Raw genomic sequence first — 24491 nt, 5'->3', positions numbered from 1 at the left:
GAAAGGATGAAATCGGTTCCGGTAAAGGTCGAGCACGAAGGCAAGTGGGTCCCGACGACGATGGGTATCGCTGAGGACCGTTTCCGCATTGATGCCCCTCTTAATCAGGAGATCCCTTACAAGTCCGTGGTCGATCTCGAGGAGAAGAAGAACCAGGTGCTCATTACCGTCGGGGCAGACGGAGAAGCCGTTTACCGTATCGCATCGGTCGAGAAGGTCCTCCTGGTCTTAAAGAAGTTCATCATCACCCAGGCCAGCGCCTACCGGCTGAACGCTTTCTTCATGTCGCCCGCAATCCGTGGGGGGGTGCTCGTCCAGAACGCCCAATGGGAGAAGGGCGCGATCACCGTCATGAAGACCGGGATCTGGTTCACGAGCCCGGAGAAGCAGGTCTGCATCCCGCTCGAAGAGGTGACCGGCATCGAACTTACGTCCAGGGAGATCCAGGAGAAGAATCTCGACGTCGTGAAGATCGATCACCTGATCGAGAACGAACTTGTGACGAGCTTCGTCCTCTGCCCGCTGACGACGCTCCAGGTTCTCTACAACTTCCTCAAAGAGGCGACACACGATACCGAGACCCGCGAGGAGATCGATCCCCTGACAGGGCAGGTGGCCATGCTCGTGTACAGCGGGATGGACTCAAGCGCCATCGAGAACATGCTGAAACTCTCGCACAAAGAACTCGACGCCATCTACGAGAATCTCCTCGGCTCAGGACTCGCCGAAGTGCTCTACGTCAGGAAGGAAGTGCAACTAACCCCGAAAGGTGTAAGATACATCTCAGAGTCTGTAAAATCTCCATTGGATTAAAAACTTTATTTCTTCAAAATAAGAAGACATATATAACTTTTTTATCAAATATTCAAAGAGTGGTGTTCGATGGGGAGAATCCTAATCGTCGATGATACAATGTTTATGAGAACGTTGCTGAAGAATATCCTCTTCTCCGGCGGGCACGACATCGTCGGTGAGGCAGCGGACGGGGCGGAGGCCCTCGCCAAATATCAGGAACTCAAGCCCGACCTCGTCACGATGGACGTGGTCATGCCGAAGATGAACGGGATCGAGGCGCTCAAGGCCATCAAAGCGGCCGATCCGGCAGCAAAAATCGTCATGTGTACGGCGGTCGGCCAGGAGCAGATGGTCAAACTTGCCGTCAAGAGCGGTGCACGAGGCTACATCGTCAAACCGTTCCAGGCTCCGAAAGTTCTCGAAGAAGTCAAGAACGTCCTCAGTGCGTAACCATGATACGGGTTCTGATCGTCGACGACTCGCTTTTCATCCGTACGATACTCCGGGATCTACTCAAAGACAGTCCGGATATTGAAGTGGTCGGAACGGCGGTCAACGGCATCGATGCCCTCGAAAAGATATCCGCTCTAAAACCCGACGTCGTCACGCTCGACATCGAGATGCCCCGGATGAACGGCCTTGAGACGCTCGAGGCGCTTCAGGATGTCCGCGCGAAACCGAAAGTGATCGTCCTGAGCACCCTGACGTCCCGCCAGGCCGATATGACCCACCAGGCGCTGCGGCTCGGGGCGGACGACTTCATGCTCAAACCGAGGGACGTTCCGAACGTCAGGGGCATCGAGAGAGAACTCATCCAGAAGATCAGGAACCTTGTCACGCTCCCCACGATCGTAAAATCCACCGAAGTCAGACGGGATGAGGCGGATGCAATCGTTCTGATAGGTTCTTCTGCCGGGGGCCCACCGATGCTCGACACGCTCCTCTCCGCGCTTCCGCAGGACCTGCCCGCGGCGGTCGTCGTCACCCAGCACATGCCCGAGGGGTTCACCGCATCGCTCGCCGAGCGCCTGAACAGAGTCTCTGCTCTCCCCGTCAAAGAGACCGGGAACGGAGACAGCCTCGATACCGGAACCGTCCTGATCTCAAAGGCCGGATTCCATACCGTCATCTCAGGAGTCGCATCGGGCAACGGGAAGAACCACGGGCGAATCATCCACTCGACCGCCCCCCGCCTGCACGCGGTTCGGCCTGCCGTCGACAAGACATTTGCCTCTGCAGCACGCGTATTCGGCCCGCGCACCGTTGCCGTGCTCCTCTCGGGGATGGGGAACGACGGCGGCGAGGGAATGCTCGCGGTGAAGACTGCAGGCGGCAAAACGATGGTATGCGCCGAAGAGGACTGTCTCGTATACGGGATGGCACGCTCCGCTCTCACCAGGGACTGCGTCGACAAGGTGGTTCCGTTCGAGGGTCTCGCACGCGAGATCGCGAGAGCAGTCGGAAAACTCGAGGTGAATCATGTTTGATGAAGAGGGGTATCGGAAGCTGTTTGTTGAGGAGTCGCGGGAGAATCACGAGAACATCGTGAACAACCTTCTTGCCCTTGAGACCGGGGACGACCAGCAGGCAGCCATCGACGAGATCTTCCGGTCCGCACATACGCTCAAGGGGATGTCTGCATCGATGGGCTTTGACGCAATGGAGCATCTCTGCCACTCGATGGAAGACGTATTCTCCCTCATCAGGAACGGGCGGCGCGAGGTGACCGCGTCGCTCACCGATCTTCTGCTCACCTGTACCGATGCTATCGAGGGGATGCTGGATGCCATCGAGGCAGGAGGGATGCCGTCCGACGAGCAGTCCGCAACTCTGGTTCAGGAACTCCTGGTGTTTGCCGAAGAAGAGGGGGAAGACGAGCAGGAACCACCTCCCGGTGAGGCGCCCCCGGCCGAGGCTCCTTCAGCACCAGAAGGAGACGCCGACGATCGCCCGCTGTATACGCTGACGGTTGCCGTCGACCCGTCCAGCACCATGAAGGACGTTCGGGCGATACTGCTCCTGCAGAACCTGGAAGAGATCGGGACGATCCACGCGACGACCCCCTCACGGGAACTTCTCGAGGACGGGAAGTTCGAGGGGCCGTTCGAGATTCTTATCGAGAGCGAGGCGGGAGAGGACGCGCTCATGACAATCGCTTCCGGCACGGAACTCTCGTTTCTTGCTCTCTCCAGACCGCAGTCGCTGCCGACGACTCCGGCCGTAATACCCCCGGCCGCGAGCGAAGGGACCCAAAAATCCGAACCGGCTCCGGAACCACAGGTGCAGCGGGTGATGAAAGCCGAGAAGAGCCGGGAGATCAAGAATATCCGCGTCGATATCCAGCGGCTCGACCGGATGATGAACCTGGTGGAGGATCTGGTCATCAACCGCGGGCGGCTCGAACTGATCGCGAAGAAGCACGGCATCAAGGAGTTCGACGAGGCGCTCTCCATGGTCGGCCGTTCGGTCTCCGATCTTCAGAACCTCATGATGGGGATCCGGATGATGCCGCTCGAACGTATCTTCAACCGCCTTCCTCGGGTCGTGCGGGACGTTGCGAACCATGACGGGAAAGAGGTCGAGTTCACCATCGAGGGCGGCGAGACCGAACTCGATCGCAGCATGATGGACGGGCTCTCCGACCCGCTCCTGCACCTCATCAGGAACGCCGTGAACCACGGCATCGAGACGCCGGATGTCCGGGAATCCAGCGGTAAACCCCCGAAAGGATCGCTGCGGCTGATGGCAAGGAGGGACAAGGACAACGTCATCATCGAGATCGAGGACGACGGTGCCGGCATCGATCCCGAGAAACTCCGGAGGAAAGGCGTTGAGAAAGGCCTCATGACGGCTGAAACGGCGGCAAACGCAACGAAAGACGAACTGGTCGGCCTGCTCTTCGAGCCCGGGTTCAGCACGGCAGAGACGATCACCGACATCAGCGGCAGGGGCGTCGGCCTCGATGTGGTCAAGAAGACGATCGAATCGCTCAAAGGCTCGATCAAGGTCGAGACCAAGGTCGGCAAAGGAACCAAGTTCGAGCTGGTCCTTCCCCCGACGATGGCGATCATCGATGTCATGATGGTGCATATCAACGGCAGGCGGTGCGCCATCCCGATCAGCAACGTCGTCGAGGTGGCGCTGACGAGGCCGGAGGCAATTCATCGGATCGGCAACAGCGAGGCGATTCTGCTCCGGGACCAGACCCTCCCCATGCACCGCCTGGAGGACATGTTCGGCCAGGCAGGGGAGAGCAACACACTGGTCGTGCTGCAGAACGACGGCAGGAGATGCTGCATCGTCGTCGATTCCGTCGACGGCCAGCAGGAAGTGGTGGTGAAACCGCTCTCCAGCATTGCAGGCAACTGCCGCGGGATCAGCGGGATCACCATCCCCGGAGACGGGGACGTCGTGCCGGTACTCGATGTAAATACAATGATTTAGGAGAAGATATTCATGGAACTGGATCCATTTCAGAAGGATGCGCTGGCAGAGTTTGGGAATATCGGTGCCGCACACGCGGCAACGTCGCTATCGCAGATGCTGATGAGCCCCATCGAGATGACGGTGCCGGAGGTACAGGCCGTCGATATCGCCGATCTGCACAATCAGCAACGAGATAACCGCCATGGTCGTCTTCCAGATTCAGGGCGAGGTCGCGGACGGTGGATATGTCGTCGTCAGCATGCCCCGGGAGACCGTCATCCAGCTGACCAACCAGATGCTCGGCACCATCGATGCCGATACCGATCGCGAGATCAACGAGATGGATCAGAGCGCTGCGATCGAGATCGGGAACATCATGATATCGGCATTTCTCGATGCGACAGCCGAACTGCTGGGTATCGTCATGCTCCCGTCTCCCCCGGCGCTGGCCATCGACATGGCGCATGCCGCCTTCGAGTCCATCGTCGCGCAGGTGGCCGGCGACGTGAACGACGTGCTGATCTTCAACACCGAGCTCACGAGCGAGGCGCCGCCCGTCTACGGGAGCATCTACATGCTTCCGAACGCCGAACTTACCCAGCAGCTCTTCCTCATGCTCGAACGGATGATGGAACCGCTCTCATAACCGGTATCCGGGATATACCATGGAGAACAATTTTTTTGGTGAAGAAACGGCAATAATCCTGGGCCTGGGTGAACTCCGGGTCGGGATGTGTCCGATGGGGACGATTGGGCTCGGTTCCTGCATCGCGCTCATCCTGCACGACCAGCGGAGATCCCTTGCGGGGCTCGCCCATATCATGCTCCCCGAGAGCAGAGGGAGTACCGATCGTCCCGGGAAGTTCGCAGATACTGCCATGTCTGCTCTCCTTGAAGAGATGGGGAAAGCCGGGAGCATAAAATCCTCGATCGCCGCAATTGTGGTCGGCGGTGCAAGCATGTTTGAGTTCTCGGCCAATTCCCTGAACATCGGCGAGCGAAACGCCGCCGCAGTGAAGGAACTGCTTCAGGAACAGGGCATCCGAATCGAGCACGAGGAGACCGGCGGAAAGGTCGGGCGGTCCGTGTATTACTGGCCGGAAGGAAAGGGCCGCCTCATCATCAAGAGAGCGGACGGGACATGCGACGCGCTCTGATACTCATATTAGCCGCGGCATCCTTCTTCGTCCCCTTCGTATCAGCCCTCTATATCGATGTGCCCGATTATAGTTCGGGTATCGCGTCCGCCGGGGTAAAGGACGTGATCAACGGCCGGTATGGAGACGTCATCTTTGCGACCGACGGCGGCATCTCCGTGTACACGGAGAACGGCACCTGGTATTCGGTCAACGCAAGGCATCCCGGGGAGACGGCCTATGGGTCGCTCGCGCCTATCGAGACCATGGTCACTTCGGTCGCGCTCGATGCGGAGGGGCACCTCTGGCTCGGGTATCCGAACGGTCTGCAGATCGGAGACGGGGCGGGATACCGCGCCGTCCAGGATCTGCAGTTCCTCAAGAACCTCAACATCAACTGCATCGCACGGTGGGGGGACGAGGTGTGGGTTGCCACCGGGCGGGCGGGCCTCCACCGCTGCCACGGCGATGTCTGGACATGGTACAAGCCTGCCGGGCCCGAAGGGCTCGGGTGCTATACTGTCGTGAGCATGGCGGTCGATGCCGCGAGCGATGCGCTCGTCATCGGGTCGGAGAGCGACGGTATCCGGGTGCTCAAAGATCGGACAGGCGACGTCCGCTTCGAGCAGGTCACCTACGGTAGCGACACACTTCGCCGGGTATCCGAGGTGCGGGTCGATCCGTTCGGGGGGGTGTATCTCTTCAACCGCACGACGGTTCTCCATTACGCCCCCGATACAGGGGTTACACAGGTCCTCAACGCCGGAAACCTGAGCACGTTCCCGGTCACGATCAACGACGTCGCAACGACGCCCGAAGGGATGCTCTACATCGCATCCGATAACGGGATATACGGGTGGAACTCGTCGGGGGTCGCCCTGCATATCACGGCCGGAGACGGTATCCGTGTAAATGCCGTCAAGAAACTCTTCGTCGACGCCTACGGCCGGTGCTGGTTCGTCGTTCCGGGAAACGTGGGCTACATCCCGCCGATGACGGAACTCGCCACCCTCGATCTCTCCGCTGTCCCGGTGCCGACACCGGTGACGACCGGGACGCCCCTGCCTCCGACCCCGGCACCGGTGGAGAGACCTGAAGAGAGTGCCGGGCTGTTTGACGGGATTTGGGCTTTTTTTGAAGGGTTGATCGGCGCGGTGAGCCGTGGGTGAACGGGGCTTGAGAGCGCAGAACGGGGGGAGGAACGCCGGCTTTCTGGATACCATGGCAGAGCGCGGGCGTGTTTGGGCCGCCATTTGGGTTAGTTAGGATTGGTTCTAGAAGGGTAGAAACGGCTCTGCTATCGGGAAATCACAATCTATCCTCCTTTTACGAGATTGACGGGTCGTTAGAGGCGCGAAAACCCGATACACTGGACCGTGGGAGAATCGCCACGGGGGGTGGGGACAAAGGGGAGTGCGAGCGTAGCGAGCATGAGAAACTCGAAGAGTTTCGAGGGGGGTCTCCCCCTCCCCTGCAACCCCTCCCCAGACGCGATAGCCACCAGAAATCCGTGTTCGGGAACGCTGACGAACACGACCCTATTTCCAATTAAACCTTCAGGACTACCACCAGCAGTCCACCGGAAAAGAAAAGAACTTCCCGCCCCGCTCACTACTTCGAGATCTCAGTATAATAATACTCCCCGGCGGCGATCTGCTCCCGGTCGAGGAACGAGCCGGGCTTGTTGATCCGCGGCCTTCCGCTCTTGTCTCGCCGGAAGGTGATCCCGAGCGCCTCGAGGAACCGGTTCATGCCCGGCGCCATGTCGAACGGCCCGGCGGCTTTGCCGCTGATGCCCGGCTCGCCCTCGAAGACCAGGATACGGTCGCTGATCATGTCGATGACGTAGATGTCGTGATCGATCACGAGCGTGCTCGCCTCCCGCCCTTCGGCATGCTTCCGGATCATCCTTGAGATCTTCACCCGCTGCTCCACGTCGAGATGGGCGCTCGGCTCGTCCAGGATGTAGAGGTCGGCGTCGCGCGAGAGGCAGACCGCTATCGCCACGCGCTGGAGTTCGCCGCCCGAGAGCGTGTTTATGGGCGCCTGGAGGAACTGCGCAAGGGAGAGCGGCTCTAAGATCTCGTGCTGGTAGTACGACGTGTCGAACTTCGTCGTCGTCTGCCGGAGAACCTCCTCGACGGTCGCCTCCGTGTCGCCTTTGAGGTACTGGGGCTTGTAGGAGATCCGCACCCGGGTATCCATCGCCCCCGTATCAGGCTCGAGCACCCCGGCGAGGAGCTGGGCGAACGTGCTCTTCCCGATACCGTTCGCCCCGAGCACCCCGAGAACCTCGCCGCTCCGGATCTCCCCGCCGTCGACGGTGAGCGAGAACTGCTCGAACGCTTTCGTCATCGCCGGGAACTCAAGCAGCACCTCCCGGTTCACGTCGGAAGCATGCGCACGGGTATCGAACGTCACCGCATACGTCCTGAACCTGACGTTCTCCTCCGGGAGGAAGCCTTCCAGGTACTGGTTGATCCCCACCCGGACGCCTTTCGGGTAGGTGATGACGCCGAAGACCGCCGGTTCTCCATAGGCGATATGCACGGTATCGGCGAGCATGTCGAGGATGGCAAGGTCGTGCTCGACGATCACGACCGGCCGCTCCAGGGCGAGTTCCCGGATCAGGTTCGCGACGGCCATCCGCTGGTAGACGTCGAGGTAGGGCGTGATCTCGTCGAGGAAGTAGAAGTCGGCGTCACGCGCAAGGCAGGCGGCGAGCGCCACCCGCTGGAGTTCACCGCCGGAGAGGGTCGTGATCGGCCGGTCGACGACCGCCTTGAGCGACAGCCGGTCGATGTAGTAGTCGAGTTTGCCGCGCTCGTCCGTCGTTCCAAGAAGGTCGCGCACCGAACCGGAGAAGACCTTCGGGATCTGGTCGATATACTGCGGTTTTACCGCGACCTTCACGTTCTTCTGCGAGAGCAACTGGAGGTAGTCGAAGAGTTCGGTTCCCTGGTAGAGGTCGAGGACTTCTTTCCAGGAGATCTCGGCATCGGTTCTCCCCAGGTTCGGGACGAGCGTCCCCGAGAGGATCTTCACCGACGTGCTCTTCCCGATGCCGTTCGGGCCGAGGATGCCCGTGACCTTCCCCTCGACGGGGATCGGGAGGCCGTAGAGGACGAAGCCGTTCTGGCCATAGCGGTGGGTCGGCTGGTCGAGTTGTTCGGGGAGATTGACGATGTCGAGCGCCTGAAAGGGGCACTTCTTCACGCAGATACCGCACCCGACACAGAGTTCTTCGGATATGACAGCCTTCTGGTCTTCGCCGATGACGACGGTTTCGTCGCCGGTTCGGACACGAGGGCAGTAGAGGATGCACTCGGTGCCGCACTTGACAGGGTGACACCGATCACGGTGTACAACAGCAATACGCATGGGTGATCACAGAACGGTGGTAGTCAGAAGGATTGTCCAGGTCATGAACCAGAGCGCGAACGTCATGAAACTCTGGTAGAACCAGTCCTTTCCGGTCAGGGCCATGTGGTCGATCCGGATGAGCATGAAGATGTGTTTCTGGAAGACGACGCCCGCCATGAGAAGAAGGATGCCGATGATGGCGTTTTCCTGAAGACCGCTCGCCGGGTCGGGCGTGCCGGAGAGGTAGAACGAGAGTCCCCCGGCCAGGATGCCCATGAAGCAGGCTACAAGCGTCCGTGTTATCCGATTTCTGTGCTCGGCCTGCTTCTCGGCACGCGTCCGTGGCCGTGTCTTTTCAGACTCTGCTGCTACCGCATTCTCGCTCATCGTGACACCAGTGTTGCGCCATTCCTGAAAGGGAAGCCCCTTCGGGGCGACAGCCCGACGGGAGCAAACCGACTTCTGGCCGCTTCCCGGGATTGACGGAATTACTACATAATAGGGCGTTCTCCGGTAATAAAAGATAGGTACCTCCCGCCCGGCGGGGCAGGAGGGGCGGCGGAGCGGGGTCATCTGTGATTGTTCTTCTCGCGGGAGATATATCAGGAGAGGTGAGGGTGTGCAGGGGGCGTCCCGGCTTTTGGAGGTCTCAGACTTGGTCACACTCAAATATCGCGCAGTATCTGCTCGATTCTCGAATATCGAGGGGCTTCTATGCTCATGCTGTCGCGCATCCCCGGACACGGCTTTCCACCGGATATCGCCACGCACTGCCCCCGCCCCTTGGGGCGGGGAACGACTGCCGGGAGCGTAGCGGACGGCAGGAGTTTGAGCACCGAAGGTGCGGAGGAGGAGGCCGGAGGCCGGGCGGGGTGGGGGTTGCAGGTATAGCCTTACAGGGTAGAAACAGGGGAGGGGGGAGCATCCCCCCTCCCCGCGAGCCGCCTCCCCCGCGTGGCGATATCCCCGCAGTCCACTGTACGGGGCTTTGTCCTTGATTGAGACCGTTCTGTCACGTAAATCGCACTAACGGTGCTCAAACTCCCGGAATGAAAATCCTTCAGGCCTCACTCGATCTTATACCGCAGAAGCGCCGCGGCGCCGCCGATTGCGTCAAGACGCTCCCCGGGCTCGAACTCGGTGCTCAGCACCACGATCGTGGCGTTGACGCGCTCGGCCTTCTCGATGACGCCCGTAGCCTCATTGTCCCGGAGCAGGGTGTCGGCGACCAGCACCGTCTCCGCCGCCCCGTAGGCAACCGCTTTTTGGACTTCGTCGATGCCGTAGACGACGGCGCCCTCGGTCGCGATCCGGAGCAGAACCTCGTCCATCAGCGCGACCTCCCGTGCAAGATGCAGGTCGCCGAGCAGCCGGTCAAGGATCCCCTGCCCGATCACCTCCTGCACGGCGCCCCGCCCGATGCGCCGGGTCTCGACGGCGACCATCCTCCCGGCGAGATCGGGAGCGCGGGCCTTCACGTACTCCGCGAACTCGTCCTTCACGAACCCCGGGCCCGCGACGACGAGAGGGCCGGTGACCGCGGCGACCGTCTCAAGCGTCTTCTCGAAGAGCGCCGACCGGGTACCGGTCTCGGCACCCTTGCTGCTCCCGATCGTGACGGTCGTCACCCACTCCGGGCCGAACTGGCGCAGCCGGTAGACCTGCGCCTCTCCTTCCTCGACGCTCACGACGTGAACCACGCCGTACTCAGAGGCGTCGACCGCCCGCCGGATCCGTTCGCAGTCGACGGCACGCCAGCGTTTGACGACCGAGATCTCGAACCCGGCATCGACATTCAAGGTGTGGTGTGCGGAGACATCCACCCCGCTCTCGATGACGCCGGCGATCCGGAGACGACTCGTATGCTGGTGGAACTCCACCTTCTCGACCCGGATCCCGAGCCGCACCGGCCGCTTCTCGACCTTCTCCGGCCGGAGTTTGTCGGTCGCCGCCTCCACGCTCCGGAAGGTCGTCGCAAAGACGAGATCCCCCGGCCCGACCAGGTGGGAGAGGTGCCAGAGGTCGTCGAGCGTCTCCGGGAAGAGACGTATCTCGCCGAACTGCCTCTTCATCTCCCGGACTTCGGCCTTCATGATTCCACGATATCGGAGCCTCCCGGCGGGACGAAAGCGGCGACCGCTTCGGTGTTCAAGGCGTTTTTGAGCCCTTTCCACTCGTCCTCCGAGAGTTTCTCCCTGAGTGCCCGGACTACCTTCCTTGCGGTGTCGTTCGGTTCGAACTGGCCGGGACGGAGTTCCACCCACACTTTCGTACGCCCGGTGACGGCACCGGGGGGACCGCCGATGACGGCGACCTCGGGTGCTGTCGCAAGACCGATCGCCACCCCGAGCGGCACGTTCCTGAAATACTGCCGCTCGCCGCGGACGATGAAGGCGCCTCTCGCCACATACTCGCCGGATTCGGCCGTCTTGCTCACCTGGTCGGGCCGGGCGGCATAGACGTCCGCCGTGAAGTGCCCGACCTTCCAGGCGTTGGAGTAGGAGGCGGCGAACTGCACGGCCTCGTCAAGGTGCTCGGTCGTGCCCTTCACGATGACGACGCTCCCGCCGTGGACGTCGGCGTGGACGAAGAGGTCTCCCCCTTCCATATACTTCTTGACGAGTTCCTCGTTCTGGGAGGCGTCGCGGCCGCCGATGACAAGAATGCCGTCGCTGGTGGTGAACCAGCGAAAGCGGTGATACCACCGCTTTTTCAGGAGGGCAAGGTTCCGTTTCGTCCGGGGCTTCTCGGGAACTGTCCGTTCCATCGCCACGAGCGCGCCTGCCTTCTTCTTCTTGAACTTCTTGATCTGGTCGTAGTAGCGGCCGAGGTTCTGCTCGATCGTCTCGTGGATGTGAATCTTCACCCGCTCCCCCGAAAGATCGAGATCGACCGCCGCATCGGCAGGATGGACGCCCCTGACCATCTTTACCGCAGGGTTATCGCCGTTCGCTTTCAGGATCTGCTCGATCTCCTGCCACGACCGGTTTTTGCTCGCCTCGTCGAGCGTCGCTATGATCCCGGCAACGTCCGTGTAGTTCTCGTAGATCACCTCCACGATCCGCCCATAGCGCTCGATCTTCTTCTCGAACCCCTTGATCGCCTCCGCCTGCCGCAGGCGGATCACCTCCGCCTGGGAGAGGCGGGGCTTCTCGGCCGCGGGCCCCTGCTTCTCGCCCGCCGTCTTCGGGTAGAACGCATCCAGGGCCTCACTGAAGGTCGCAAACCGCTCGCGAACCTCTTCGCCGGCAAGCACCACCGGCCAGCATCCGGACGCCGTTATCACCGGCTCACGGCGTCCTCCTACATCGGTCATCAGCCGTTCGAACGCATCCCGGACAGCCTCCGCGTCCACCTCCGCGGCGGCGGCGCTCTTCTCGACGCCCGCCATCCGGCAGACCTCTTCGGCATACGCGCCGCCGAGCATGCACCCGACGGCGAGCGTCCTGACGATGTCGCGGTCGGACTCTGCAAGCATCGTCCGGAACGCCTCCGGCGACTGAGACAGGCAGTCTGACCCTTCGAAGGCGTAGACCGCGCCCGGAACCACCTCCCGGGTCTTGAACCGGTGGTGCCAGAGGGGCTTGACTATCGTATACGCTTCATCGCAGAGAACGGCGTTCCCCTCGTCGAAGAGTTCGAAGATGAGGTGGTAGGTCGTATCCCGCTTCCCGATATCGAGGCTTACCGTGCGCTCGAGCCCGAGCTGGCGGATGCCGAGCACCTTCCCGCCTTCGAGATGTTTTCTAAGCAGCATCGCAAAACTGGGCGGGTTCTTCGGAGGAACAGGAAACTCCGCGGTGAAGTGGGCGCGCCGTCCCGTCTCGACGAGGAAGAAGTATTTTGCCCGGTCTTCACCGTTCAGCCTGATGCCGAGGGTCTTCGCATCGAACTGGTAGATCTTGCCGACCCAGAGCGGGAGGCGATCGGCAGCCTCCGCTACCAGCGCCCGAAGATCGACTCCGCTCATTCCCTGTAGTGTCGCCATTGATTCAGAATACATTCGGCCCGGTACCTAAAGAAGGGTACGGGCAGTTGGGACTGGCTCTTGATCTGGCGCGGAGCGGGCGGAGGAATGGGCCGGGGATGGCAAGGAGCGTGAGCACCGTCAGGTGCGAGGGACGGAGCACGAGAAGAACGATGTTCTTTGAAAGGGCAGGGGAGGGGGGATGCTCCCCCCTTGCCACCTGACGGTGGTCGAACTCCGTTCCTGCGGAACGTCGCCCTCCCCGCCAGCCCCGCCCCGCGTGGCGATATCCACCTGAAATCCGAAGACGGTGACATGTGACCGAAGAGAGCAGCGTAATTAAGTAAAGAATCTCAAAAAACTTTGAGAAACAATCTCCTCAACGCCCACCTCTTTCAGATTCCCATCCCCCGGCTTCTGCTCCCCGCCCCATCCTCTAAACACCGTCGCTTCCTAGAGGAATGTCACCCTCCGATGCTCTGGTTTGTGCCCTCCGGTCAGTCACAACTCATACACGGCTTTCAATGGGGTATCGCCACGCACTGCCCCCGCCCTGAGGGGCGGGGAACGACTGCCGAGAGCGGAGCGGACGGCGGGAGTTTGAGCACCGAAGGTGCGGAGGAGGAGCGCGAAGCGCGGGCGGGGTGGGGGTTACAGATGTCCGAGTGTAAGGTAGAGACAAGGGAGGGGGATGCCCCCCTTCGAAGAACGAAGTCTTCTCGTGTTCCTGCCCCCGCGCCTCACACCTTCGGTGCTCGAACTCCGTTCCCATGGAACGTCGTTCCTAACGGTGCTCCAGCTCCGTTCCAGAGGAACATCGCACCTTCGGCCAGTCGCACTCCTCCAGACGCGATATCCCCACGGTTCAGCGTACGGGGTTTTGCCCTCGCTTCCGGCTACTCAAACTCCTGCTTGGACAGCAGTCGTGCTCACGAACCGTCGCACTTCCCGTGAGTCGATGATGTGCGGATAACTCTGGAGGCGATTCGGCCTTTAGAGAAGGGATTCAGCAAAGTTAAAAGAAAAAACCGTAAGAGCAGAGGAGAATTACTCCTCGGACTCTTTCGTCTCTTCGGTCTCGGCGGGCTCTTCGGCCTCAACGACCTCCGGTGCCGCCTCCGGCATCTTCGGGCGGGAGATCGTCTCCTTCATGACAACGTCCTTGATATCGGAGTTGTTCTCGAATATCTCGCGGACGAGGGTGCCCCGCCAGACCATCCAGCGCCGGTCGTAGGTGATCGCGGGAGGGAGCTCCAGTTCGACCGTGCCGTCGACGATGCTGATCCCGACATCGGTTCTGCCCGAGAAGAGCTTGATGAGACCCTTGATCTGCTCCACCGGGTCCTCGACCTTCTCGAGGATCGCGTAGGAGTAGTTCAGGGTCTTGCCGGCAAGCGGGTGGTTGAAGTCGACGACCGCGCGTCTTCCGATGACGTCGACGACGACGCCCTCGCGGCCTTCGACCTCAATCCGCATCCCCCTCTGCGGCTTCTCGCGGAACTGCGTGACCGGGACGGACTTTACGGCTTCATCCTCGTGCGCCCCGAACCCCTTCTCGGCCGGGACGTCGACCTCGCCCTCGGCGCCGACCTCCTTTCCGATCAACTCGTCCTCAAGGCCGACGATGACGTGATGGCCTCCCAGGCGAACGGTGACAGGACCGTACTCCGCCTGTGGGTTGTAAATTCCCTCTTCCTTCGCGTTCTCCTCATCCGTGGTATCGAAGATATTCTCACCGACGCGGCCGGTGTATCTGAGCCTGATAAAATCTCCTTCCTGAAGTGCCATTCCATTCACCTTGGATAGCGGATGCGCTACGGTCGCGGTACGCCTCCCGCACCGGCCCGCCGCATGCCTGCGTCTTGTTGTTCCACTTTATTTGGATGGAATGGTATTTATACTGTCTACCGGAACACCCGGCGGGATCATGGACGAGATACAGCAGCAGGTCGGCGGGGTCTCATACGCCCCATCGCCTCCAGAGGAGTTCTGCGGCAGACGGGAGGAACTTGAGCAACTCTCGACCATCCTCTCGCGGGCGGGAGAGCGCGGTCAGACGGTGATGATCTCCGGCCCGCCGGGCATCGGGAAGAGTTCGCTCCTGAACTGGCTCGCATACGAGGTGCAGGAACGCCCCGACGGGCGGGAGTCCCCCGTCCTCAGGGCGGAGGTCTTCGACCTCCCGGGGATGATCTTCGCTGCGTTCCGGGAGTTGTTGAACGATCTTCGGCGAACCTCGGCATCCGCGAGGTTCGCAAGCATCCTTGATGCCGAGAGCATGAAAGAGGCTATCCGGTACGCCGACGACGTCTTCGAGAAATACGCCGCGCCGGTGGAGCCGATCGGCCTGCTCCCGAAGGCCGGCGAGGAGATCATCGGCGTCTTCGCCCGAACGCCCGAGGTCGGATACGACCGCGTATACCAGGCCTTCGAGGAACTGCTCAGGGAGCTCGGGAGAGAGATGAGCATGACCGGCCACGTTGCGGCGGTTCTCCTGGACGACGTTCACCTTGCTTCGAGCCACGACCGGCGCCTCCTCCGGGATGTCGTGCGCGACCTCCCGCCCGGCATCCTCCTCGCCTTCACCTGCCGGATAGAGGATGATGCCGGTTCCGGATACGCGGCGATGCAGGAGGAGATCCGGGAACTCGGCATCCACGAAGTGCAACTCTTCGGGATGCAAGCGGCCGAGATCCAGGAACTCGGGAAAAGGCGGTTTTACTTCTCCATCGACGACGCAGCCGCCGGCCTCCTCGAAGAGAGATCGGGCGACCCGTTCCGTCTCATAGCCTGCTTCAACGCTCTGCGCAACCGGGGACTCGCACCGTCCCAGGAGAACGTTGCGGACGTCATCGCCGGCGCAGAAGATCCCGCAGGGCTTGTCTTCGCCGCGCTCCCCGAGCCCGTAAAGGCATGGACGGAAGGTCTCTGCGTCTTGAACCCCCCGTTCCCCGTGCCGGTCATGGCCTGCATGCTCGATCTCCAGGAGGGGGGCGTGGCACCGGCGACCGACCGGTTGCTGGAGAGCGGCGTCTTCCGCAGCCTCCCCGGCGGCGAGTATGCCTTCGCGCACCCCCTCCTGCAAGAGCACTGCAGACACGGCCTCTCTGAAGAAACAACGGTTGCGCTCAACGCCCGCGCTGCAGACTGCTTCGAGCGTTCCATACATCGCCTCCCCGGCAGGCTGCACGTCCTCCTCTCGCTTGCCGGCCACCTCTATCACGCGCGCGAGTACGGGAAAGCCGCCGACCTGAACCTGGAGATCGGGCTCCGGTTCCACCATCGCGACGACCACGATACCGCCCTGCGGCTCACTGACCGGGCGATCGTCTCCGCGGAGCATCTTGGAGACGACGCCCTCCTCGCGGCCGCAGAGCGGCAGAGGGACCTCATCCGGCAGAGGGCCTCCGGTGCGCTCACGGCCGGACGGTGAGGGTTTATCGTCGTTCCCGAGAGACGATCTGACGCAGAGTTGGCATGCTCGAGATAGAAGCAAAATTTGCGGTCGGAGACCTGGAGAGCGTCAGGGCCGGGCTCGGCCGGAAGGGAGTGCGGATGGGGAGAAGACAGCGGGAACACGACGTCTACTACAACGCCCCCCACCGCGATTTCGGAGAGACGGACGAAGCATTGAGAGTCAGGTACGACGACACCGGAGCAACCGTGACCTACAAAGGCCCGAAGATCCGGGTCGGGAGTGCAAAGGCCCGCGAGGAGTTCAACCTCGCGGTCGCCGACGGGGAGACGCTTGAAGGAATCCTCTCCCGTCTCGGGTTCCGGCGTGCCGCCACGGTCTCGAAGGTGCGGGAGTTCTACGAGATGGGGGACGTGACGGTTACGCTCGACGACGTCGAAGGGCTCGGGACGTTCATCGAGGTTGAGATCCTGACAGAAGAGAACAAAGAGGATGCCGCCGACCGGATCGGGGCTATTGTAAAAGAATTGGGTGTAGACGGTCCACCGATCTACACCTCGTATCTGGAGATGCTGTTATTTAAACAGCAATAAGGTCGATATCGATATCTTTGGGCTCCTTCCCGAAACGGATGATAGCACCGTAGCCTTCTGAAGCGGGTCCGGGGTTGACGATCTTGACGCCGTCGACCTCGGTGACGCCCCGTGCCTCATGGATGTGAGCACAGCAGACCAGATCGAACCGGGTCATGTGCTTGCGGATGCTCTGGCTGCCGACGTGGTTATCCTCGACGGTGTCCAGCGCCTCATACGGCGGGGCGTGGCAGAGCAGGACGTTGTGGACATTTTTGTCCATGTGATTGGTGATCCGGGTGAGTTCTTTATCGATCTCTTCCTCCGTCAGCTCGAACGGTGTGTCGAACGGGGTCTTGTTCGAACCGCCAAGACCCGCGAGCGTGATCTTGCCGAGCGCGATCCACGAATTGTGCAGGCAGACCGCATCTGAGCGCTCGAGCACGTCGATGATCTCGCGGGGATCGCAGTTGCCGGGGATTGCGAAACACGGTACCTCGAAGTTGGAGAGTACCGAATCTACAGGCTCAAGTGGACCGAAATTGGTTATGTCGCCTGCAATGATGACTGCATCGTAGTCGTAGCTGAGAAAAGCGTCAAGCTTTCCGTAGTTACCGTGCAGATCTGCTAAGAGTAGCACATCCGTCATGCTCTATAAGTGAGAAGTGCGTCTAAAAAACCTTATCTCATGATCCATCCACGAGCCGGTAATTCTGCCGTCGAGCGCAAGTTTCCCGAGGACCTTCTCCGTCTCGACAAGGAGCGGACGGGGGCGTCCGTCCTGAAGAGGAGTCCCGGGCAGCGGCATGAAGTAGTGGATGTGCGCCTTCCCTCCCCGGGCAACCATCTTCACGAGGTCGAGGGTCGCGCGCTGATCGTCGTCGCTCTCGAACGGCAGTCCGAGGATGAAATCGACGACCGGAACGAGCCCGTGCTCCCGGCAGAGGTCGTAGGCACGGACGACGTCCTCGACGGTATGCCCGCGGTGCAGGTGGCGCAGCACGCGATCGCTCCCGGACTGCGCCCCGAAGTGCAGGCGGGTGTTGGTGCAGTGGTCGAGGACGAGTTCGACGGACTGCCGCGAGACGCACTCCGGGCGCACCTCGCCGGGAAAGGTGCCGAAGTAGACCCGGCCTTTGAGGCTCCGGAGGAGCCGCTCGACTTTGTCGAGGCGGAGATGAACGCCGTCGGAGCCGTAAGCGAAGGCGTTCGGGGTGACGAACCGGATATCCCGGTAGCGCGAGGCGTAACGGACGATCTCGTCGATGGAGCGGTGGCGCATGCACCGCCCGAAGAGGCGCGGCGTCTGGCAGTAGCCGCAGGAGAACGGGCATCCCCGGGTGATCTCGACAAACCCCTTGATCCGCGAGAAGGACGGGTAGCCGTCGAGGAGGACGGTGTGGCGTGCGGGCGTATAACCGGCGGCGGTGGCGACCCCGGGAGGAGGGTCTCGTTCCTCCTCGATGGCGGAGAGAAGCGCCGGGAGGGTGTACTCTCCCTCCCCGACGACGACGTAGTCGGCGTACTCCGCCACCTCGCGGTAGCAGGCGGAGGCGTGGGGGCCGCCGACGACCGTTATGCAGTCGGCCTCCGCGATCTCGTCGCGGTAGATGCGCTCGTTGATGGAGTTGATACTGTAGATGGTGACGTCGGGGCGCGGCCCGTCCGCCACCTCGAGGTCGTATCCGTGCACCTCGCACGCTGCGGCAAGCGCGGCGAAGGAGTTGTTCGCCTGGGGGATATGTCGCCAGTAGACCTTCATATTAGGGGTATTCCGGCCGTGCAGCATGCGCTCACCGGGTTTCCCGGCGGTTTCGCCTGCACGGCATGTATCCTAACAATCTCTCCGGGCACGCGATTAAGGTGACGACCTGTCGAAGACGCGCGCGAGGAGGTTGCCCACAAGGCCACCTGGGCGGCGCTGGAGCGGGTCTACGAGAAAGGGCCGGGCGGAGAGTGGCGAAGAAGGGAGGAGGCGAAGCATTAGATCGTGCTCCGGCGCCTGCCCGGGAGAACGCTCCTGTGGCTCCACACATCCGACCACAATTATATTCCAATAAGAATTAAATATCCCCGGCCGGTATTCACCCTCTTACCGTGGGACAGGACGTTCCACGATTCATGGAGACGTGATGCAGATGAGAGGAACTGCTACAGAGATGCAGACACGGAATATTATACGGGGGAAGGATATCGCGGATTATTCCGTCAGAAACCCGCAGGGTGAGGATCTCGGGACGATCAAGGACGTCGTGATCGATACGAGCGAAGGCTGCGTCGCCTATGCCGCCCTCTCGTTCGGAGGGATCCTGGGGCTCGGCGACAAACTCTTCGCCGTCCCCTGGGAGGCCCTGCAGTACAACGCGACCGACGACACCTTCGTCCTCGACGTGCCCAAAGAGCGGCTGGAGAACGCACCGGGCTTCGACAAGGACAACTGGCCGACGACCGCCGAACGCGGCTGGCTCACCGGGATGTACAGCCACTACGGCTACACGCCCTACTGGGAGCGCCGCATGGAGCGGTGAACCCGCCGACGAGACCCGAGATCCGACCGCCGCCGGCCCCTGCCGAAAACCGGGGCCGGCGACTGTTTTGAGGAGGCTGCAGCCCGGGACGACGGCCTCGCCGCCTTTGCCGCGTGGGTCTCCCGGGCGGCGCACCCCGAACCCGCGCCATGGGTGGCGCTACGAACAGTATATATGCGAGGGCACGCATGCACTGCGACACCGTAATCCGGCGGGGAACGGTTAAAAGACAGGCAGGGGCCGGAGAGGGGGGCACGGTTGCCCGCACACGCGGCAAGGAAACCCTGTCGTTCTCCGCTGCTCCGGGGGTATGCCGGTATGCAGAACGTGATACCAAGACGGAAGAAGACAGTCCGGGAGATCGACGTGCGGGGCAAAAGGGTGCTCGTCCGTGCCGACTTCAACGTGCCGCTCGATGAGGAAGGGGTAATCGCCGACGATACCCGTATTCGAGCCAGCCTGCCGACAATACGCTACCTCTGCGAGCAGGGGGCGCGGGTGATCCTCTGCTCCCACCTTGACCGGCCGAAAGGTGAGATCGTTGAGCGGTTACGGCTCGCCCTCGTGGCAAACCGGCTCTCCGAACTGCTGGACCGGCCGGTCGTCGCGCTCCGGGACTGTATCGGGCCTGAGGTGGAGAGCGCGGTCGCGGCGATGAGCGACGGGGATATCGTCCTCCTCGAGAACCTCCGGTTCCACCCGGAGGAGCGGGCCGACGATCCCTCTTTTTCAGAAAAACTCGCCGATCTTGCCGAGATCTACGTCAACGATGCGTTCGGTGCCTCGCACCGGGGCCACGCATCGGTCGTGGGGGTTCCACAGCACCTGCCGGCGGTTGCCGGGCTCCTTCTGGAGAGGGAGGTCGACGCCTTCACGCGGATCCTGGAGAACCCCGAGCAGCCGTTTGCCGCCGTGATCGGCGGTGCCAAGGTGAGCGACAAACTGGAAGTCCTCGACAACGTCATCTCCCGGGTGAACCTCCTTCTCATCGGGGGAGGGATGGCGGCGACGTTCCTTGCGAGCCGGGGTTACCCGACCGGTGCGTCGCACGTCGAGACCGACCGCCTGGAAGACGTCAGAAAGGTCGAGGAGAATGCAGAAAAGCGCGGCGTCCGCCTCATCCTTCCCCGTGACGTCGTCGTCACGGAGAGGCTGGAAGCGGGTGCCCCGACCGAGGTTGTGGCCGCAATGGAGGTCCCGGACGGCCGGCTCATCGCCGATATCGGGCCGGAGGCTGCCGACGAGTTCTCCCGGGAACTCGGCGGTGCGCGAACCGTCGTCTGGAACGGGCCGATGGGGGTCTTCGAGGTCCCGGAGTTTGCGGAAGGGACGCGCCGGATCGCCGCGGCCCTCGCCAACCTCCGCGGCACCACGGTCATCGGCGGGGGTTCGACCACGGATGCGGTGCAACGGTTCGGACTTGCCGACGAGATGACCCACGTCTCGACGGGCGGCGGGGCGGCCCTCGCCATGCTCGCGGGTAAGTTGCTCCCGGGCGTTGAAGCGCTCGACGATGCAGAGACGCCATGAAGCGCATCGGCATCCTGACGAGCGGGGGCGACGCTCCCGGCATGAACGCCTGCATCCGGGCGGCGGTGCGCACCGCGCTCGCGAACGACCTTGCCGTCGTCGGGATACGCCGGGGGTATACCGGGCTCATCGCAGGCGACGCGATGCCGCTCGACCGGAAGGCCATCCGTAACACCATCCACCTGGGCGGCACCATCCTCGAGACCTCCCGGAACAAGGACTTTTACACCCGCGAAGGGCGGCTTCGGGCGGCCGCGGCCATCGACCGGATGGGACTTGACGGGATCATCCTGATCGGGGGCGAAGGGACGTTTCACGGGGGAAGCCTGCTTGCCGCCGATGCGGATACGGCGGCGCTCGTGGGGGTGCCGGCAAGCATCGACAACGACGTCTACGGGACCGACTACTGCATCGGGTTCGATACGGCGGCGAACTGTGCTGTCGAGGCGATCGACCGCATCCGCGACACCGCCCGGTCGCACGACCGCCTCTTCTTCATCGAGGTGATGGGGAGGACGGCCGGGTTCCTGGCGCTCGAGAGCGGGATCGCCGGCGGTGCCGAGGAACTGATCATCCCGGAAGAAGCGGTCTCGATCGATCGGATCAGCGACCGCATCGAGAGAGGGTTCTCCATCGGCAAAAAGAGCGCGATCGTGGTGGTGGCGGAGGGGAAGACGCCGGGAATCTCTTTCTCGATCGCCCGGGAGGTCGGCGAACGCCTCAACTTCGAATCCCGCGTCGTCGTCCTCGGGCACCTCCAGCGGGGCGGGCCGCCGACGCTGCGCGACCGGGTGCTCGGGAGCCTCCTCGGTTTTGCCGCCGTCGAGGCGCTGATGGAGGGGCGGAGCGGGTGCATGGTGGGGGAGGTCGGCGGGAACCTCACCTGCACCCCGCTCGAGGAGACCTGGCAGAAGAAGAAGCCGCTCGACAAGGACCTGTTGCGGATATTCCCGTTCCTCTCGGAGTAGGGGGGCAGACGCTGCCCGAGCCCCGGGGTGGATGGGGCAGCAGACAGATTGCCTCGTAGGCATGCCACGGGCACGACTATGGGTACATCGCCGTGATGCCGGAGACAGATCGATTGTCATATAAATTGTTGAGGAGAGGGTAGCCATGGCGCGCTCGAACGCGCGAGCATCATCGAGAAGATCGTCCCGCTCTTAATCGACCTGAACACCAGGAACAAGCGCCATTTCGGTGGCATCCGGATCGCCTACCTCGACAAGGGTCAGGAGCGCGTCTGCCAGGACCGTCATTCGAACAGAACGTCAATGAGGAACCATTATGGGAAGAATGGAAAACAAAATCTGTGTCATCACCGGATCCACCAGCGGTATCGGTGAAGCCTGCGCGAAGGACATGGCAGCCGAGGGCGGCAAGGTCGTCGTCTCCGGCCGGAACGAGAAAGAAGGCGCCAGGATCGTTAACGAGATAAAAGAAGCGGGTGGAGAGGTGATCTTCATCCGGGCGGACGTCACCGTCGAAGACGATGTCAGGAACCTCGTCGCGAAGACCGTCGAGGCCTTCGGGAGACTGGACGTCTTCGTCGCCAACTCCGGCGTCGGCAGCCTGGGCGACCCTCACGAAGTAGAGACGGACGAATGGGACAGGGTTCTCGACGTGAACCTGAAGGGAATCTTCCTCTGTGACAAGTACGCTGTCCAGCAGATGTTGAAACAGGGTCAGGGAGGGGCCATCGTGAATACCGGATCCATACATAGTTTTGTCGCCAAGCAGGGCGTCACAGCATACGGCGCCGCCAAAGGGGGCGTCGCGATGCTGACCCGGACGCTCGGCACCAGTTACGCGGCGCAGGGGATCCGTGCGAATTTTGTTGCACCCGGGTATATAGACACGCCCCTGCTCGCGGCCCTTCCGCGGGAAGCCTACGAGGAACTGAAAAAACTGCACCCGATCGGGCGCCTGGGCCGGCCGATGGAGGTCGCGAAGGCCGTCACGTTCCTGGCGAGCGATGATGCGTCGAACATAACCGGAACCAGCCTGCTCGTCGACGGCGGGTACACTGCAGTATAGTCACCCACGGGCCCGGGCAGGGCCTTCGGGCGAATCGTTGAATCCGGGGAACCTGGAGAGGATCCCCCGGATGCCTCTCTTCACAGTGCGATCTGACCCGTACTGTGGAGTTGATTGATATGCACTGCTCGGCCCGTTCTCCCGCCGAAGGACGTGAGGTGTTCGCCCTGCCCCCGTTTTCCGGGCGGAGCACGATAACCGGGTCAGTAAGCGGTCCAGCCGGCATCGGCGACTACCGTCGCCCCGTTCACGAAACTTGCTTCATCCGAGACGAGAAAGAGGGCCACTGATGCAATCTCTTCGGCCTCCCCTACGCGCGGGTTGGTGCCCATGCCCGCCATACATACGGCCGCACCTCCCTCGTTTGCTTCCTGGCCGGCGCCAATCTCTGTCCTGACGGCGCCGGGGGCGATGATGTTCGACCGGATGCCTTTTTTCGCATACATGTATGCAACGTTCTTCGCGAGGCCGATCACGCCGTGTTTCGACGCCGTATACGCCGCCCCGGCACGGGATCCCTGGAGCCCGCCGACTGATGCGATGGTGACGAACGAGCCGCCGCCGGCCTTCTCCATCTCCGGGATCGCGGCGCGGAACATCCGCATCGGCCCCGTCAGATTGACGTCGATGACCGCGTTCCAGAGATCGTCGTCGAGCTCGGCAACCGGCACGAACCGATCCAGCAGCCCGGCGTTGTTGACGACGATGTCGAGTTTGCCGAACTCCCGGACGGCCGTCTTCACCGCGTTCTCGACATCCTCATCACGGGTCACGTCTCCGGCAACGGCGATGGCCTTTCCCCCGGCGGCGGTGATCCGCTCGACAAGACTCTGCAGCCGCTCTTTCCGCCGCGCAATCACGATGACGGAAGCGCCTTCCTCTGCAAAACGTTCTGCGATTGCGGCTCCCATCCCGGAACTTGCCCCGGTGACGATGGCAACCCTGTCTTTCATCCTCATGAGAATCACCCTGAGCTAACGTAGGCGACTCAGATAGACTGCTCCCAGCCCTGGCCCATATCAACGAGGGGCCGCACTTCAGTGACCTCGAACGTCACCGTGGCGTGGATCATCGCCGCCGCATCCTCACCCGCGACCTTGGCGACCTGTTTCTTGTAGATCTCCAGCGTCTCCCCGGAGGTCGCATACTCCTTCATCTTCAGGTAGACCCGGAGCCCCTTCCAGTCCATAAACGCCTCTCCCTGCTCCACGATCGTGTAGACGGCGTTCGGGTTCTCCTGCAGGTATTCAAACGTGCGGTTCTCCCCGAGCCCCATGACGACGGTCTTCTCGTCAAGCATCATCGGCGAGCCGAAGATTGCCGCATCGACCTTTCCCTCTTTGTTTGCGCTGCTGAGAAGACCAATCCTCGGCTGTTTGTTGAAGTAGTCCATCAGTTTTGATACCACAGTTCTTTCCTCCTGTTGATCCCGGAATCATCGCTTCTGCTTAAAATGGTATGGGTGATGGAGGCCCCTGCAGAGGGCATCCTCACCTCATCATCACAGACGAGGGCATCGAATCCGGAGGGGCAGACCGGATAGGAATGCCAGGTGTTGCAGGTGGGTCTGCCGGAGTCGGAGCGGCGCTCGGGATGAACGCGGGACTGATGCGTGCCGGGCTGCCCGGCGGGGTTGCGGGCACCGCAGTCGGTGCGATCATCGGGTGATACCTCGGAGAAAGGGCACGCCGGTAGCACTGCCTGGCCCTGGACATGGCAGCGACC

The 24491-nt window shown here is 62.0% G+C and carries 23 protein-coding genes and 2 pseudogenes; 16 read left to right on the top strand and 9 right to left on the bottom strand.

From position 1 onward, the window contains the following. Nucleotides 1–6 precede the first annotated feature (6 nt). From MCUHO_RS06990 to MCUHO_RS06960, 8 genes and pseudogenes are all read left to right on the top strand, one after another. Nucleotides 7–813, top strand: coding sequence for a CheF family chemotaxis protein (locus MCUHO_RS06990; RefSeq protein WP_067075722.1), 807 nt, complete (start codon nt 7–9; stop codon nt 811–813). Nucleotides 814–882: 69 nt separating this feature from the next. Beyond that, entirely contained in the window at nt 883–1245 is a 363-nt protein-coding gene (locus tag MCUHO_RS06985; protein ID WP_067075720.1) for a response regulator, read from the top strand. A 2-nt stretch (nt 1246–1247) separates the two neighbouring features. Further along, the gene (cheB, locus tag MCUHO_RS06980) at nt 1248–2282 is read left to right on the top strand and encodes a chemotaxis-specific protein-glutamate methyltransferase CheB (RefSeq protein WP_067075719.1); all 1035 of its coding nucleotides are present in this window, start codon (nt 1248–1250) and stop codon (nt 2280–2282) included. Next, nucleotides 2275–4239, top strand: coding sequence for a chemotaxis protein CheA (locus tag MCUHO_RS06975; protein WP_067075717.1), 1965 nt, complete (start codon nt 2275–2277; stop codon nt 4237–4239). The genes cheB and MCUHO_RS06975 overlap by 8 nt, the downstream gene beginning before the upstream one ends. 12 nt (nt 4240–4251) lie before the next feature. Next, nucleotides 4252–4323, top strand: a pseudogene (locus MCUHO_RS13110) (chemotaxis protein CheC); the annotation flags it as partial. 100 nt (nt 4324–4423) lie between these two features. Then, complete coding sequence (locus MCUHO_RS06970) at nt 4424–4867, top strand: chemotaxis protein CheC (RefSeq protein WP_328585628.1); 444 nt, start codon at nt 4424–4426, stop codon at nt 4865–4867. Between the two features lie 19 nt (nt 4868–4886). Then, nucleotides 4887–5378, top strand: a complete 492-nt coding sequence (locus tag MCUHO_RS06965; protein ID WP_067075715.1) for a chemotaxis protein CheD — start codon at nt 4887–4889, stop codon at nt 5376–5378. Beyond that, complete coding sequence (locus MCUHO_RS06960; protein ID WP_235808195.1) at nt 5363–6526, top strand: ligand-binding sensor domain-containing protein; 1164 nt, start codon at nt 5363–5365, stop codon at nt 6524–6526. The genes MCUHO_RS06965 and MCUHO_RS06960 overlap by 16 nt, the downstream gene beginning before the upstream one ends. A 442-nt stretch (nt 6527–6968) precedes the next feature. Here the strand turns inward: MCUHO_RS06960 and MCUHO_RS06950 are convergent, their stop codons facing one another. From MCUHO_RS06950 to MCUHO_RS06930, 5 genes are all read right to left on the bottom strand, one after another. Continuing rightward, entirely contained in the window at nt 6969–8738 is a 1770-nt protein-coding gene (locus MCUHO_RS06950) for a ribosome biogenesis/translation initiation ATPase RLI (RefSeq protein WP_067075709.1), read from the bottom strand. A gap of 6 nt (nt 8739–8744) precedes the next feature. Further along, nucleotides 8745–9107 (bottom strand): EMC6-like membrane protein, encoded by a 363-nt coding sequence (locus tag MCUHO_RS06945; protein ID WP_067075705.1) that lies wholly within the window; start codon nt 9105–9107, stop codon nt 8745–8747. Nucleotides 9108–9787: 680 nt separating this feature from the next. Then, nucleotides 9788–10813 carry an mRNA surveillance protein pelota gene (locus MCUHO_RS06940; RefSeq protein ID WP_067075703.1) on the bottom strand — a complete coding sequence of 342 codons (1026 nt, stop codon included), beginning with the start codon at nt 10811–10813 and terminating at the stop codon, nt 9788–9790. Further along, nucleotides 10810–12690, bottom strand: coding sequence for a ribosome rescue protein RqcH (gene rqcH / locus MCUHO_RS06935; protein ID WP_394328823.1), 1881 nt, complete (start codon nt 12688–12690; stop codon nt 10810–10812). Before rqcH ends, MCUHO_RS06940 begins: the two co-directional genes overlap by 4 nt. Before the next feature lie 1044 nt (nt 12691–13734). Continuing rightward, nucleotides 13735–14475: a peptidylprolyl isomerase gene (locus MCUHO_RS06930; protein WP_067075697.1), complete on the bottom strand. Its 741-nt coding sequence runs from the start codon at nt 14473–14475 to the stop codon at nt 13735–13737. Between the two features lie 139 nt (nt 14476–14614). Between MCUHO_RS06930 and MCUHO_RS06925 the strand changes: the two genes are divergently transcribed. Both MCUHO_RS06925 and cyaB read left to right on the top strand, forming a co-directional pair. Further along, nucleotides 14615–16120: an AAA family ATPase gene (locus MCUHO_RS06925; protein WP_067075694.1), complete on the top strand. Its 1506-nt coding sequence runs from the start codon at nt 14615–14617 to the stop codon at nt 16118–16120. A 44-nt stretch (nt 16121–16164) separates the two neighbouring features. Continuing rightward, nucleotides 16165–16695: a class IV adenylate cyclase gene (gene cyaB, locus MCUHO_RS06920; RefSeq protein WP_067075691.1), complete on the top strand. Its 531-nt coding sequence runs from the start codon at nt 16165–16167 to the stop codon at nt 16693–16695. Here the strand turns inward: cyaB and MCUHO_RS06915 are convergent. Beyond that, entirely contained in the window at nt 16682–17323 is a 642-nt protein-coding gene (locus tag MCUHO_RS06915) for a metallophosphoesterase family protein (RefSeq protein ID WP_067075687.1), read from the bottom strand. The genes cyaB and MCUHO_RS06915 overlap by 14 nt on opposite strands. A gap of 3 nt (nt 17324–17326) precedes the next feature. After that, complete coding sequence (locus MCUHO_RS06910; RefSeq protein WP_067075684.1) at nt 17327–18436, bottom strand: TIGR04013 family B12-binding domain/radical SAM domain-containing protein; 1110 nt, start codon at nt 18434–18436, stop codon at nt 17327–17329. A 132-nt stretch (nt 18437–18568) separates the two neighbouring features. Between MCUHO_RS06910 and MCUHO_RS13070 the strand changes: the two are divergent. The 5 genes and pseudogenes from MCUHO_RS13070 to MCUHO_RS06890 all read left to right on the top strand — a co-directional run. Beyond that, a pseudogene (locus MCUHO_RS13070) lies at nt 18569–18661 on the top strand (ChaB family protein); the annotation flags it as partial. Nucleotides 18662–18833: 172 nt separating this feature from the next. Next, nucleotides 18834–19202, top strand: coding sequence for a PRC-barrel domain-containing protein (locus MCUHO_RS06905; RefSeq protein ID WP_067075681.1), 369 nt, complete (start codon nt 18834–18836; stop codon nt 19200–19202). Between the two features lie 318 nt (nt 19203–19520). Further along, a complete protein-coding gene (locus tag MCUHO_RS06900) occupies nt 19521–20732 on the top strand; it encodes a phosphoglycerate kinase (protein ID WP_067075678.1) in 1212 nt (403 codons plus the stop codon). Next, nucleotides 20729–21700: an ATP-dependent 6-phosphofructokinase gene (locus tag MCUHO_RS06895; RefSeq protein WP_067075675.1), complete on the top strand. Its 972-nt coding sequence runs from the start codon at nt 20729–20731 to the stop codon at nt 21698–21700. Before MCUHO_RS06900 ends, MCUHO_RS06895 begins: the two co-directional genes overlap by 4 nt. Before the next feature lie 316 nt (nt 21701–22016). Next, entirely contained in the window at nt 22017–22766 is a 750-nt protein-coding gene (locus MCUHO_RS06890; RefSeq protein WP_067075672.1) for an SDR family NAD(P)-dependent oxidoreductase, read from the top strand. A gap of 203 nt (nt 22767–22969) precedes the next feature. Here the strand turns inward: MCUHO_RS06890 and MCUHO_RS06885 are convergent, their stop codons facing one another. Continuing rightward, nucleotides 22970–23725, bottom strand: a complete 756-nt coding sequence (locus MCUHO_RS06885; protein ID WP_067075669.1) for an SDR family oxidoreductase — start codon at nt 23723–23725, stop codon at nt 22970–22972. Between the two features lie 29 nt (nt 23726–23754). Next, entirely contained in the window at nt 23755–24174 is a 420-nt protein-coding gene (locus MCUHO_RS06880; RefSeq protein WP_067075666.1) for a pyridoxamine 5-phosphate oxidase, read from the bottom strand. A gap of 137 nt (nt 24175–24311) precedes the next feature. Here MCUHO_RS06880 and MCUHO_RS13065 point away from each other — a divergent pair, with 137 nt between their 5' ends. Further along, nucleotides 24312–24434 carry a hypothetical protein gene (locus MCUHO_RS13065; RefSeq protein ID WP_268872791.1) on the top strand — a complete coding sequence of 41 codons (123 nt, stop codon included), beginning with the start codon at nt 24312–24314 and terminating at the stop codon, nt 24432–24434. Nucleotides 24435–24491: the final 57 nt, after the last annotated feature.

It is taken from the genome of Methanoculleus horonobensis, assembly GCF_001602375.1.
In the GTDB taxonomy this organism is placed as follows: domain Archaea; phylum Halobacteriota; class Methanomicrobia; order Methanomicrobiales; family Methanoculleaceae; genus Methanoculleus; species Methanoculleus horonobensis.
The sequence above is the reverse complement of the archived record's forward strand: the minus strand, read 5'-3'. Positions and strand labels throughout refer to the sequence as shown.